The sequence below is a fragment of the Streptomyces sp. NPDC058751 genome (assembly GCF_042746485.1).
Classification (GTDB): Bacteria; Actinomycetota; Actinomycetes; order Streptomycetales; family Streptomycetaceae; genus Streptomyces.
The window spans coordinates 31246-44468 of sequence record NZ_JBHYPZ010000044.1 but is presented as its reverse complement, the minus strand read 5'-3'; the positions used below and the strand labels follow the sequence as shown (position 1 = coordinate 44468).

Genomic DNA, 13223 nt, shown 5'->3' with positions numbered 1-13223 from the left:
GGCCGGAGCGGCCGGGCGCGGATCAGCGCTCCTGGACCAGGTGGCGACCGAGGTCGTCGGCGGCCTCGGTTCCGTAGACCGAGCCGCACAGCGCCAGCAGTTCCTCACCCCGCAGCCGGTACTCCTGCGGCCCGACCGCCCGCAGCACGTTCGCGGCCACCGCGCAGCCGAGCTGGGCGGCCCGGGTCGGTGTGAGTCCCCATGCGAGCGCCGCGAGGAAACCCGCGCGGAACCCGTCGCCGACGCCGGTGGGATCCCCCGGTCCGGCGACGGGCACCGCCGCGACCTCGACGGGCGGCTCGTCCGTCCGCTGGACCCGGCAGCCCTTCTCGCCCAGTGTCGTGACCCAGGTGCCGACGCGAGCGAGCACGTCGGCCGTCGTCCACCCGGTCTTGCGCAGCAGCAGGCCGCTCTCGTACTCGTTCGTGAAGAGGTGGTCGGCGCCGACGACCAGGTCCTCGATCTCCTCTCCCCCGAGTCGTGCGAGCTGCTGGGACGGATCGGCCACGAAGGGCAGCCGCGCCGCACGGCAGTCCCGTGTGTGCCGCAGCATCGCCTCCGGGGCGTTCGCCCCGATCACCACGAGGTCGAGGCCGTCGACACGTTCCGCCACCGCGCCGAGGTCGATCGTGGCGGCCTCGTCCATCGCGCCGGGGTAGAAGGAGGCGATCTGGTTGCCGTCGTCGTCCGTCGTGCACAGGAACCGCGCGGTGTGCCGGGTCTGCGACACGTGCGTCCACCGGGTGTCCACACCATGGCGGCGGAGCCAGTCACCGTACTCCTCGAAGTCGCGGCCCACGGCCCCGACGAGCACGGGGCGCATGCCGAGGCACCCGAGGCCGAACGCGATGTTCGCGGCCACGCCGCCGCGGCGTACGTGCAGGTCGTCCACGAGGAACGAGAGCGACACGTGGTCGAGCTCCTCCGGCACGAGCTGGTCGGTGAAGCGGCCGGGGAAGCGCATCAGATGGTCGGTGGCGATCGAGCCGGTGACCGCTACGCGCACCTCACACCCCCGCGGCCTTGCGCGGTGAACGGGCGACGGGACATGTCGTTCCTCCGGTTGTCGGCGGTGACGGGGGTGGTTCCTCTCGGCGCACGGGACCGGGCGCCGTCGGCCGGCCCGGCGGGACCGCGACAGGAGCGGGTGCCGGACCGTGAGCACCGGGGCGTGGGTCAGGGACGGGGGGAGTGCCAGGAGCGCGGGTCCGTGTAGGGGGTGTGCCGCTCCGGGCGGTGCCATCCCGCGGCCGGGTGGACCCCGTCGGCGGGCGGACGGGGCTCGGCGTCGAAGGCGGCGGCGCGTGCGTGGAGCACGGCCATGAGCGCGGCGAGGTCCTCGGGGTCCGCGTGGCCCCGGTGCACGCGCAGAGCGCCGGCGGAACGGGGGGTCGACGGGTCCATGGGCAGGTCCTTCCGGGTCGGCTGGGCGTGACGCGTCACGGGGTGGAACGGGCACGGACGCCGCGGGCACGGACGCGGCGCCGGATCACTGCGGTGGGTTGCCGTGCTTGCGGCTGGGCAGCGCCGAGGACTTGGCCGTGAGCATCGCCAGGACGCTGGCGAGCACGGCCCGGGTGTCGCGGGGGTCGATCACGTCGTCCACCAGTCCGCGCTCTGCGGCGAAGTACGGGTGGACCAACTCCTTGCGGTACTCCTCGATCTTGCGCCGCCGCATGTCCTCCGGATCGGCGGCGGCGGCGATCTCCCGGCGGAAGACGACATTGGCCGCGCCCTCGGCCCCCATCACGGCGATCTCGTTGGTCGGCCAGGCCAGCGACACGTCGGCGCCGATGGAGCGGGAGTCCATCACGATGTACGCGCCGCCGTACGCCTTGCGCAGTACCACCGACACCCGGGGCACGGTGGCGTTGCAGTAGGCGTAGAGCAGTTTGGCGCCGCGCCGGATGATCCCGTCGTGCTCCTGGTCGACACCGGGCAGGAAGCCGGGCACGTCGACGAGGGTGACCAGGGGGATGTTGAAGGAGTCGCAGAACTGCACGAACCGCGCCCCCTTCTCGCTGGCCCTGATGTCCAGCACGCCGGCGGTGGCGGCCGGCTGGTTGGCCACGATCCCGACCACGTGGCCGTCGATCCGGGCCAGCGAGCACACCAGGTTGGGGGCCCACCCGGCGTGCACCTCCATGTGCTCGCCGTCGTCGACGACCTCCTCGATCACACCGCGGACGTCGTAGGAGCGGTTGCCGTCGGCGGGCACCAGGTCGAGCAGCGCGTCCACGGCCCGGTCCGCCGGGTCCGACGCGACGGCGGGGGGCGGCAGTTCGCGATTGTTCTGCGGCAGCAGCGACAGCAGGTAGCGCACCTCCTCCAGGCAGGCCCGCTCGTCGTCGTACACGAAGTGGCACACGCCGGAGACGGTCGCGTGGACGTCGGCGCCGCCCAGGCCGTTCTGGGTGATCTCCTCGCCGGTGACCGCCTGCACCACGTCGGGGCCGGTGATGAACATCTGCGAGGTCTCGCGGACCATGAACACGAAGTCCGTGAGGGCGGGGCTGTAGGCCGCGCCGCCCGCACAGGGGCCGAGCATCACCGAGATCTGCGGGATGACGCCGGAGGCCTTGGTGTTGCGCTGGAAGATGCCGCCGTAGCCGGCGAGCGCGGAGACGCCCTCCTGGATACGGGCGCCGGCGCCGTCGTTCAGCGACACCAGCGGGGCGCCGGCCGCGATGGCCATGTCCATGATCTTGTGGATCTTCGTGGCGTGGGCCTCGCCCAGCGCGCCGCCGAAGATCCGGAAGTCGTGCGCGTACACGAACACCGTCCGCCCGTGCACCGTCCCCCACCCGGTGATCACGCCGTCCGTGTAGGGGCGCTTGGCCTCCAGGCCGAAACCGGTGGCCCGGTGCCGGCGCAGCGCCTCGATCTCGGTGAAACTGTCCTTGTCGAGCAGAAGCTCGATCCGCTCGTGCGCGGTGAGTTTGCCCTTGGCGTGCTGCCGTTCGGTGGCCTTGCCGTCGGGGCCGTTGCGCGCCAGTTCCCGGATCGCCTGCAGCTCCTCCAGTGAGCCGGGGCCGGGCGGCGGGCTCGCGGACTCGTGGTCGGTGACGGTCATCCCACCCTCCTTCCTCTGGTCGAATGCGGTGGACGCGGACACGGACGCTCGGGTCGGTCAGCCCGCCGTCGGGGCGCCGAACCAGCGCCTCAGCGCCGCGTCCAGCCCGTCCGGGCCGTCGGTCCCGCCGGGTGCCCCGGGCCGGGACCAGGCGACGTAGCCGTCCGGCCGCACCAGGAGGGCGGTGGCTCCGTCGAGCGCGTCCGGCTCCACGGGTTCGGCGGTGGTCAGCACGACCCGGTCCTTCCAGCCGGCCGCGACGGCCCGGACCCCGGGGTCGTCGGCCAGGTCGATCAGCACTCCCTGAGCGGGGTGGAGCAGGCGGGCGGTGGTGGTCGTCCCGCCCTCGGCGGTCAGCTGGCGGGGCGGCAGGCGGCGCCCGTACAGCGGCCCTGCCGCCGCCGCGTCGCCGCCCATGTCGTAGACCACGTCGAGCCCGCTGACCACACCGGCCAGATGCCGTTTCACGTCGTCGATGGCGATCAGCCCGGCGAACAGCTCGCGCAGCGGCTCGGACTCGTCGCCGCCGAGGAAGACCAGGTTCTGCGCGCGGGTGTTCATCAGCAGCCGGGCGCCCACGGGGTGGCGCTCGGCCTCGTAGGTGTCGAGCAGCTCTGCCGGTGCCCACCCCTGGACGACGGCGGCCAGCTTCCAGCCGAGGTTCACCGCGTCCTGCACTCCGGTGCTCAGGCCCTGCCCACCGGCCGGCAGATGGATGTGGGCCGCGTCGCCGGCGAGCAGTACCCGGCCGCGACGGTACTCGTCGGCCTGCCGCGAGGCGTCGGTGAAGGAGCTGACCCACTCCGCGGAGCGGTCGGCGATGGACTCGCCGGTGATCCGCTCCCAGGCGGCGGCCACCTCGGCGAAGCCGACCGCCTCGGCGCGGTCCCGGGCGGGGGTGCCGTGCGGGCAGACGATGATCCGGTCGACGCCCTCGCGCAGCGGAGCGGCCATCACCATGCCCCCGGGCAGCCGCTCGCCGAGGAAGCGGGGCCGTATGCCGCCGCCGACCACGTCCGCGAGGTACATCTCACGGGTGGCGGACGTCCCGGAGAAGGTGAAGCCCGCCATGCGCCGGACGGTGCTCTGCCCGCCGTCGCAGCCCACCACCCACGAGGCGCGCAGCCGCCGCCCGCCCTCCGGGGTGGCCGCCACCACCTCGACCCCGTCGCCCCTGTCGGCGAGGGCGGTGACCTCCCAGCCGCGCCGCAGGTCCGCGCCCAGCCCCGTGGCCCAGTCCTCAAGTACGGCCTCGGTCTGGTACTGGGGCACTCCCCGGGCCCCGAAGTGGGCGTCGGGCAGCACCGTGTAGTCGAAGCGCACTCCGCCGAAGTGGCCCAGCGGGCTCCGCTCCAGCGGGCCGAACCCCGGAAGCAGCCCGCGTTGGTCGAAGACCTCCATCGCCCGGGCGGTGAAGCCCAGGCCGCGGGACTGTCCGGTCGGCTGTGCCAGGCGCTCCAGGACGATCACCCGGGCGCCCCCCAGGCGCAGTTCGCCGGCGGCCATCAATCCGGCCGGACCCGCGCCGATCACGATCACATCAGTGTCCAAGCGGTCCATACGTCCTCCACCTTCCTGATTGCCTTGCGGTGGTGCGTTCCGTTCCGCTCCCGTCGTCGCCGGAGTGAGCTCAGAGCCCCGGCTCGGGCGGGCCGAACCACCGCCTGAGTGCGTCGAGCGCGGCCTCCTTCCCGCCGCCGGCCCAGGCCACGTAGCCGTCGGGCCGGACCAGTACGGCATCGGAGCCCAGGGCCGCGGCGGCGGCTCCCGGCCGTACGGCGACGGTGGTGACCCGGTCCGACCACAGCTTCCCCGTCCAGCGCAGGTCGCTGCGGCCGGCCAGGTCGAGCAGCAGCCCACCGCCGGCCCGCATGAGCTCCGCGGTGGTGGCGGGGCCGCGGCCGGTGTCCAGCTCCAGATGCGGCAGGCGGGCACCCGCCAGCGGATGGCCGGCCGCCGCACCGACCGGGTAGCGGACGTCCAGGCCGGTGATCATGCCGGCCAGATGTGTCCGGACCGGTTCGGCGGCGAGCAACTCGGCCAGCAGCGCCCGGACCGGCCGCACCTCCGGGCCGCCCAGCAGCAGCAGTCCCTGTGCGCGGATGTTGGCCAGCACCCGGGCGCCGACCGCGTGACGCTCGGCGTGGTACGTGTCCAGCAGCCCGTCGACCGGCCGCGGGCCGACTTCCAGGGCGAGCTTCCAGCCCAGGTTGACCGCGTCCTGCAGCCCGAGGTTGAGGGCCTGGCCTCCGCTGGGCATCTGCACGTGAGCGGCGTCACCGGCGAACAGCACCCGCCCGTGACGGTACGAGGCGAGCTGGCGGTTGGCGTCGTCGAAGGCGTTCACCCACACCGGTCGGCCGTGGCCGATGTCCTCGCCGGTGACGTGCCTCCACGCCTCGACGACCTCGGCGAAGCCGGGCGCGCCCGTCCGCCGCCCGGCGGGGCGGCCGAAGGCGTGCACCATCACCCGGGTCAGCCCGCCCGGCATCCGGGAGGCGATCGCCAGGCCGTTCCGCAGGCGCTCGAAGCGCCGGTCGGCGACGGCTATTCCGCCGACGTCGGCCCGCAGCAGCTCCCGGACGGCGCCCGTGCCGGGGAAGTCCGCCCCGAGCAGTGCGCGGACCGTGCTGTCCTGTCCGTCGCAGGCGACCAGCCAGGACGCGCGCAGCCGTCGCTCACCGGCCGGGGTGGCCGCCACCGCCTCGACCCCGTCGCCCGTGTCGGTGAGCTCGGTGACCTCCCAGCCGCGCCGCAGGTCCGCGCCCAGGGAGAGCGCCCACTTGTGCAGCAGTTCCTCGGTCCTGGTCTGCGGCACCTTCCACTGGCCCGGGTGGGGGGAGGACAGGGTCAGGTCCATCGGCAGGCCGCCGAAGTGGCCGCGCGGCTCGTTCGGCGGCGAGCCGAGATCGGCGAGCAGGCCGCGGGCGTCGAAGATCTCCATCGTGCGGGCGTGCAGTGTCGAGGCGCGTGACTGGGTGGTCGGCGTCTCCCGCCGCTCCAGGACGACCACCTGGGCGCCGCCGAGGCGCAGTTCGCCGGCGAGCATCAGCCCGACCGGGCCGGCGCCCACGACGACGACCTGTGCGTCCTCGGCGGCGGGCGGCCGGGCCGGTGCGGGGCCGGAGGGCATCGTCAGCGGGCTTTCTCTGCGTACGCCTTGGCGTGGCGGAGCGTGGCCAGGCTGTTGGTGCTCAGCGCGGTCCGCACGTAGGCGCGCGCATCCGCGACCGTGGCCTGCGGGCCGAGAACACCGGCGACGGCGTCGGGATCGAGTACGACGGTGTGCTGCGAGGTGGCGGTGACACCGCCGCCCTCTCGCTCGGCGAACGTCCAGTAGCCGGTGTGGAGCGTCAGCAGCGCGGGCAGCGTGACCTGCTTGTAGGCGATGCCGTGGTGGGGGAAGGTGACCCGGAAGGACTTGGTGGTGTGCGTGGAGCCGTCCTTGGCGACGGTGTCCATCTCCAGTACCTGCAGGCCCTGCTCGACCTCCTCCAACCGGACCTTGGCCACGTGCGGCAGCCGGTCCGACCACAGGTTGGCCTCGTCGACGAAGGCGAACACGTCCTCGGCCCGGCCCTCGATGTCCACCGAGTCCTCGAAGGAGAACGTGAGGTCGCCGGCCGCGTGCGCCGTCTCCACGTTCTTCTTGAGGGCGGCCAGCTCGGAGCGGGAGTTGCGGTCGACCGCCTGGTCGATCCAGGCCAGGCCCTCCGGATCGTCGTCGACGGAGCGGTACTCGTGCAGGAGCCGCACCAGAGAGCCGTCGGCGTGCTCCTCGATGAGCCAGGCTCCGCCCATCGACGCCACCGGCGGGGCCGAGACGGTCTGCTGGAAGTTGATCCGGCGCTGTTCGGGCTGGAGGATGCGGCGGGAGGTCCAGTTCTTGGCCGTGCCGTTGGCGGTGGCCCAGATCCGGATGTACTCGTCGTGCTCTCCCCGCTGGGTGTAGTCGACGTGGATGGTCGGCGGGAAGATCCGCGGCCAGTTGCGGACGTCGGCGATCAGCTCGTAGACGGCTTCGGGCGGAGCGGCCACCGTGATGGTGTGCTCGACCTGGCGCGGGGCGTGCGTGGGCATGCTCTGACTCCTTGGCTGTGGAGGAGGGACGGGCGGACGCCGGGCGGGGACGGTTCCACGGCGGAACGGTCAGAAGTTGCCGAGGCCGCCGCAGACGTTGATCGCCTGGGAGGTGACCGAGCCGGCCGCGTCGGAGGCCAGGTAGCCGACCATGCCGGCGACCTCTTCGGGGGTGGAGTAGCGACCCAGTGGGATCTTGGCCTGGAAGCGCTCGAGGATCGTCTCCTCGTCGGTGTCGTAGGCGGCGGCGTAGCCCTGGCGTACGCGCTGCGCCATCGGCGTCTCCACGTAGCCGGGGCAGACCGCGTTGACGGTGATACCGGTGGGGGCCAGCTCGTTGCCGAGCGCCTTCGTGAAGCCCACCACGCCGTGCTTGGACGCCGAGTAGGGGGCGCCGAGCACCACGCCCTGCTTGCCGGCGGTGGAGGCGATGTTGATGATGCGGCCCCACGGCCTGTCCCGCAGACCACCGGTCGTGAGCACTTCCCGGGTCATGCGGAAGACGCTGTTGAGGTTGGTCTCGATGACGTCGAGCCACAGTTCGTCGGTGATGTCGGCGGTGACGCCGCCACCGCTGCGGCCGGCGTTGTTCACGAGGACGTCGACGCCGCCGAAACGGTCCACCGCCGCCTGCACGAACCCGCGTGCGCTGTCCCCCGAACGCACGTCCAGGGTGCTGCCGTCCACGTCGGCGCCCTCGGCCTGGAGCTCCTTGACCGTGGCGGTCACACCGTCCGCGCTGCGCGCGCCGACGTACACCCGCAGCCCCTGTCCGGCGAGTTGCCGGGCCGAGGCCAGTCCTATGCCGCTGGTGGCGCCGGTGACAAGAGCGACCCGTGGCTGTCGAGACATGCTGGTACCCGCTTTCCCGTGTGCGTCGTGACGTGTCGTGCGGTCGTGGAGGGGCGAGCCGCCGGGCGTGTCCCGCCCGGCGGGTCGTCCTGAGCGGGAGGCGTCGCGGTGCGCTCCCGGCGAGTTGGGGGTCAGGCGGCGTCGGCCGGAACCGACAGCCGGGCGTTCACCGCGTCGATGAGGCGCCGGGGGGTGGCGCCGTCGGTGAGCTCGTCGTCGTCGAGCGTGATGCCGTACTCGCGCTCGATCCGGCTGCCGGTCTCCAGCAGTGCCAGCGACTCGTAGCCGAGGTCGCCGAAGCCGAGGTCGAGGATGTCGCCGTCGAGATCCACGGTCTCGTCCGCGCCGGCGCCCTCCGTCAGGATTCGCCTGAGGTCGTCGAGGGTGAAGAGTCGGGTCTCCATGGGGTGTTCCCTGCCTTTCGTGGGTCCGTGGTGGTCCGTTCGGGAAGTGCCGGTGGCCGTGCGCGAGGTGTGGGGTCCGCGGACGGCCGGGTCAGGCCGCACGTACCAGCAGCGCCGAGTTGAAGCCGCCTTCGCCCCGGGCCAGCACCAGTGCGCAGCGCACCCGCGCGGTTCGCCGCTCGACGACGAGGTCGAGGCCGTATCCGGGCGCCGGGTCGACGTTGACCGTCGGCGGGATGAGACCGGCGTCCATCGACAGCAGCGCCGTGGCCAGATCCAGTGGCCCGGCTCCGGAGTACAGACGGCCCGTCATGGTCTTGGGCGCGGTGACCGGTACCCCGCGCGGTCCGAACACCGCGCTGATCGCCTCTGCCTCGACCAGGTCCAGTTCGGGGACGGCCGCGGCGTCGGCGAAGACCACGTCGACGTCACCGGGCTCCGCGTCCGCGTCCGCGAGCGCCAGCTCGATCGCCTTGCGCAGGCCCGGTTCCCGCCCGCTGCCGGGCCGAGGGTCGAAGGTGGCGCCGTAGCCGGCGATCTCGCCGTAGCGGCGGGCGCCGCGCCGGAGCGCGGACTCCTCCGACTCCAGCACCACGATCGCACCGCCCTCGCCCGGCACGTGGCCGGTGGCCGCCGCGTCGAAGGGCAGGTACGCCCGGCTGACGCACTCGCTCGTGCTCAGCCGCTCACCGGCCAGTTGGGCCACCCACCCCCAGGGGCAGATGGACGCGTCGATCGCGCCGGAGACGACCAGCCGGGTACCGCGCCGGATCTGCCGACGGGCCTGGGCCACCGCGTCGAGACCGCCGGCCTGGTCGCTCACGACGACGCTGCTGGGGCCCTTCATCCCGTTGCGGATGGAGATCTGGCCGCTGTTGACGGCGTAGAACCAGGCGAACGACTGGTACGCGCTGACATACCGGCTGCCCCTGCTCCACAGCGCCTGCAACTCGCCCTGGCCGAACTCGAATCCGCCCGAGGAACTGGCGGTGACGACACCCATGTCGAAGGGCGGCAGTTCGTCCGGGCGCACCCCGGCGTCCTCGAGTGCCCAGTCCGCCGCCACCAGCGCCAGCCGGGTCATGCGGTCGGTCTGCGGAATCAGCCGGCTGGGCAGGTGGTCCTCCGCGGTGAAACCGGGTATCTCGCCGGCCAGCCGGGCCGGATAGCCCGTCGGGTCGAACCGGGTGATCAGACCGATGCCGGACTTGCCGCTTCGGGTGCTGTCCCAGAAGTCCGCGGTGCCCAGGCCGTTGGGCGCCGCGATCCCCAGACCGGTCACCACCGCCTTCCCGGTCATGCCGCGCTCCTCTCCGGCCGGGCGAGCACCATCGCGCTCTGGAAGCCGCCGAAGCCGCTGCCGACGGTCAGTACGGCGTCGCTGCGCTGCTCGCGCGCGGTCAGCGGCACGTAGTCCAGGTCGCATTCGGGATCGGGGGTGTGCAGATTCGCGGTCGGCGGCACGAGCGAGTGCTCCATCGCCAGTGCGGAAGCGGCGATCTCGATGGAGCCGATCGCGCCCAGCGAGTGGCCCACCATCGATTTGATGGAGCTGACCGGGACGTCGTAGGCGTGTTCGCCGAGGCTCCTCTTGAACGCGGAGGTCTCGTGCCGGTCGTTCTGCTTGGTGCCCGAGCCGTGGGCGTTGACGTAGTCGATCTGGTCGGGATTCATGTGTGCCTCGTCGAGCGCGACCCGGATCGCCTCGGCCATCTCCGCGCCGTCCGGGCGCAGTCCGGTCATGTGGTAGGCGTTGCTGCGGGTGGCGTAGCCGGCGATCTCGGTGTAGATGTGCGCGCCCCGTGCCCGTGCCCGCTCCAGTTCCTCCAGGACGAACACCGCGGCGCCCTCTCCGAGTACGAAGCCGTTGCGGGTACCGTCGAAGGGCCTGGAGGCGGTGCCCGGATCGTCGTCACGAGGGGTGGTCGCCTTGATCGCGTCGAAGCAGGCGAGCGTTATCGGGGAGATCGGCGCGTCGGACGATCCGGCGATCATGACGTCGGCCGTTCCCTCGCGGATGAGGTCGGCCGCGTAGCCGACCGAGTCGATGCCGGAGGTGCAGCCGGTGGAGACCACCGTGCTGGGTCCCTGGGCGTCGACGGCCCAGGCCACCTCGGCCGCGAAGGAGCTGGGCACCAGGTAGTTGTAGAGGTGCGGCACGGCATAGGTGTGGTCGACGAGGTGCAGTCGGCCGCCGTCGCTGACGACGCGGTACTCCTCGTCCAGGCCCATGGTGGCGCCGACCGCGCTGCCCACGGTCACTCCGACCCGGTAGGGGTCCAGCCCGGCGAGGTCCAGGCCCGAGTCCTTCACCGCGCCCCGGGCGGCGACCACGGCGAACTGCGCGGCCCGGTCCATCCGTCGGATCTCCTGGGGACCGAGCCCGTGGGCCTCCGGGTCGAAGTCGATCTCGGCGGCGACCCGGGAGCGGAAGGGCGACGGGTCGAAGAAGGTGATGCCCCGGGTCGCGGTGCGCCCGTTGCTGATCAGGTCCCAGAAGGCGTCGGCTCCGACCCCGCCGGGGGCCAGGACCTCGATCCCGGTGATCACGACGCGGCGGCCGGTCACGCGCCGGCCTCCCAGTTGTAGAAGCGGGTGGCCATGGCATCGGCCGGGGAGCGCCAGGTGGCCGGATCGTACGCCTCGATGTAGGGCTTGAGGTCCTCGCTGATCCGCACGAACCTCTCGTCGGTCCTGGCCTTCTCGATCAGGGTGCCGCCGTTGTCGGCGTCGAAGTCCTGCAGGTGGAAGTACAGGCCCCGGTAGTGGAAGAGCTGGCGTCGGCGCGTGCCCATCAGCCGGGGCATCTCGGTCCGGTCGAAGTCGGTGAAGAGCTGTGCGACGTCCACCTCCGATTCGGGCTGCATCCGGGCCACGATCAGAGTGCTGTGCATGAGGTTGTCTCCTTGGGTTCTTCGCGCTCTCGGGCCCGTGGGGGCTGCTGTCGGTGGGGCCGGTCCTGTGCGGTGGCCTGGTGTCCGGCGGTGACGGTCAGTTCTTGATCTCGCAGATGACGGCGCCTGAGGAGATGGAGGAGCCCACTTCCGCGGTGAGGCCGATGACGGTGCCGGAGCGGTGGGCGTTGAGAGGCTGTTCCATCTTCATCGCCTCCAGGACCACGATCAGGTCCCCCTCGGCGACCTGCTGGTTCTCCTCCACGGCGACCTTGACGACGGTCCCCTGCATGGGAGAGGGCAGGGTGTCGCCCGAGATGGTGGCGCCCGCGCGGCCGGGGGCCCGGCGGGTGGGTCTGGTGCCGACGGCCGGGCCGGGGCGGGACAGGACGGCCCCCAGGCGCGAGGGCAGGGACACCTCCAGGCGTTTCCCCCCGACCTCGACCACGACGGTCTCCCTGTCGGACGCCTCCTCCTCGTCGGACGCCGGTCCGGAGAACGGCTGGATGGTGTGGGTGAACTCCGTCTCGATCCAGCGGGTGTGGACGGTGAACGGTCCGTGCTCGGGGGCGAAGGCGGAGTCCGTGACGACGGCGCGGTGGAAGGGCAGGACGGTGGCCATGCCCTCGACGCGGAACTCGTCCAGCGCGCGGGCGGCGCGCTGGAGGGCCTGTCGGCGAGTGGCTCCGGTGACGACGAGTTTGGCCAGCAGGGAGTCCCAGGCCGGCCCGATGACGCTGCCGGAGGTCACGCCGGTGTCCAGCCGCACTCCGGGGCCGGAGGGCGGGTCGAAGCGGGTGACGGTGCCGGGGGCGGGCAGGAAGTTCCGTCCCGGGTCCTCTCCGTTGATACGGAACTCGAAGGAATGGCCACGCAGCGGGGGGTCGTCGTAGCCGAGTGGTTCGCCGTCGGCGATGCGGAACATCTCGCGGACCAGGTCGATGCCGGAGACCTCCTCGGTGACGGGGTGTTCGACCTGAAGACGGGTGTTGACCTCGAGGAAGGAGATGGTGCCGTCCTGGCCGACGAGGAACTCGCAGGTACCGGCCCCGACGTAGCCGGCCTCCCCGAGGATGGCCTTGGAGGCGGAGCGGAGCTGCCGGTCCTGCTCGGGGGTCAGCCAGGGCGCGGGGGCTTCCTCGACCAGTTTCTGGTGGCGGCGCTGGAGGGAGCAGTCACGGGTGGAGACGACCACGACGTTGCCGTGGGTGTCGGCCAGGCACTGGGTTTCCACGTGCCGGGGCCGGTCGAGGTAACGCTCCACGAAGCATTCGCCGCGGCCGAAGGCGGTCATCGCCTCACGGACGGCGGAGTCGTAGAGGTCGGGGATCTCGGCAAGGGTGCGGGCGACCTTCAGACCGCGGCCGCCGCCGCCGAAAGCGGCCTTGATGGCGACGGGCAGGCCGTGTTCCTCGGCGAAGGCCACGACCTGCTCGGCACCGGTGACCGGGCCGGGGGTTCCGGCGACCAGGGGAGCGCCGGCGCGCCGGGCGATGCGACGGGCCGCCACTTTGTCGCCCAGCTCGCGAATGGCCTGTGGGGGCGGGCCGATCCAGGTCAGACCGGCGTCGATGACGGCCTGGGCGAAGTCCGCGTTCTCCGAGAGGAATCCGTAACCGGGGTGGAGCGCGTCGGCGCCGGATTCGGCGGCGGCCGACAGCACCCTGCGGGTGTCCAGATAGCTGGTGGCCGGTGTGTCGCCGCCCAGGGCGTAGGCCTCGTCGGCCACACGGACGTGCAGCGCGTCCCGGTCCGGGTCCGCGTAGACCGCCACGCCGGCGATCCCCGCGTCCCTGCAGGCACGGGCGACGCGAACCGCGATTTCACCGCGGTTGGCGATGAGTACCTTGCGCACGACGGCCCCCTCCTGCCGAACGGAATATCGGTGTGGAATCCATGGTCAGACACCGGCAGGACACC

At 72.4% G+C, this 13223-nt stretch carries 12 protein-coding genes; all 12 read right to left on the bottom strand.

The genetic code is table 11. The features are described from left to right. Window positions 1-22: 22 nt before the first annotated feature. Window positions 23-1006 carry a carbohydrate kinase family protein gene (locus ACFW6B_RS32385; protein WP_386601686.1) on the bottom strand — a complete coding sequence of 328 codons (984 nt, stop codon included), beginning with the start codon at window positions 1004-1006 and terminating at the stop codon, window positions 23-25. A gap of 170 nt (window positions 1007-1176) precedes the next feature. Further along, the gene (locus ACFW6B_RS32380; RefSeq protein ID WP_386601684.1) at window positions 1177-1404 is read right to left on the bottom strand and encodes an acyl-CoA carboxylase subunit epsilon; all 228 of its coding nucleotides are present in this window, start codon (window positions 1402-1404) and stop codon (window positions 1177-1179) included. An 85-nt stretch (window positions 1405-1489) separates the two neighbouring features. Then, window positions 1490-3073, bottom strand: a complete 1584-nt coding sequence (locus tag ACFW6B_RS32375) for an acyl-CoA carboxylase subunit beta (RefSeq protein ID WP_386601682.1) — start codon at window positions 3071-3073, stop codon at window positions 1490-1492. Window positions 3074-3130: 57 nt separating this feature from the next. Beyond that, complete coding sequence (locus ACFW6B_RS32370) at window positions 3131-4633, bottom strand: FAD-dependent monooxygenase (RefSeq protein WP_386601680.1); 1503 nt, start codon at window positions 4631-4633, stop codon at window positions 3131-3133. Between the two features lie 70 nt (window positions 4634-4703). Then, entirely contained in the window at window positions 4704-6206 is a 1503-nt protein-coding gene (locus ACFW6B_RS32365; protein ID WP_386601677.1) for an FAD-dependent monooxygenase, read from the bottom strand. Between the two features lie 2 nt (window positions 6207-6208). Beyond that, window positions 6209-7153, bottom strand: coding sequence for an aromatase/cyclase (locus tag ACFW6B_RS32360; protein WP_386601675.1), 945 nt, complete (start codon window positions 7151-7153; stop codon window positions 6209-6211). 69 nt (window positions 7154-7222) lie between these two features. Continuing rightward, complete coding sequence (locus ACFW6B_RS32355; RefSeq protein WP_386601673.1) at window positions 7223-8005, bottom strand: SDR family NAD(P)-dependent oxidoreductase; 783 nt, start codon at window positions 8003-8005, stop codon at window positions 7223-7225. 131 nt (window positions 8006-8136) lie between these two features. Then, on the bottom strand, window positions 8137-8409 hold the full coding sequence (locus tag ACFW6B_RS32350; RefSeq protein ID WP_386601670.1) for an acyl carrier protein: 273 nt from the start codon (window positions 8407-8409) through the stop codon (window positions 8137-8139). Between the two features lie 91 nt (window positions 8410-8500). After that, window positions 8501-9709: a ketosynthase chain-length factor gene (locus tag ACFW6B_RS32345; RefSeq protein ID WP_386601668.1), complete on the bottom strand. Its 1209-nt coding sequence runs from the start codon at window positions 9707-9709 to the stop codon at window positions 8501-8503. Next, window positions 9706-10977, bottom strand: coding sequence for a beta-ketoacyl-[acyl-carrier-protein] synthase family protein (locus ACFW6B_RS32340; RefSeq protein WP_386601665.1), 1272 nt, complete (start codon window positions 10975-10977; stop codon window positions 9706-9708). Before ACFW6B_RS32340 ends, ACFW6B_RS32345 begins: the two co-directional genes overlap by 4 nt. Then, window positions 10974-11303, bottom strand: a complete 330-nt coding sequence (locus ACFW6B_RS32335) for a TcmI family type II polyketide cyclase (RefSeq protein ID WP_386601663.1) — start codon at window positions 11301-11303, stop codon at window positions 10974-10976. Before ACFW6B_RS32335 ends, ACFW6B_RS32340 begins: the two co-directional genes overlap by 4 nt. A 97-nt stretch (window positions 11304-11400) precedes the next feature. After that, complete coding sequence (locus ACFW6B_RS32330; RefSeq protein ID WP_386601661.1) at window positions 11401-13158, bottom strand: biotin carboxylase N-terminal domain-containing protein; 1758 nt, start codon at window positions 13156-13158, stop codon at window positions 11401-11403. Between the last annotated feature and the right edge of the window lie 65 nt (window positions 13159-13223).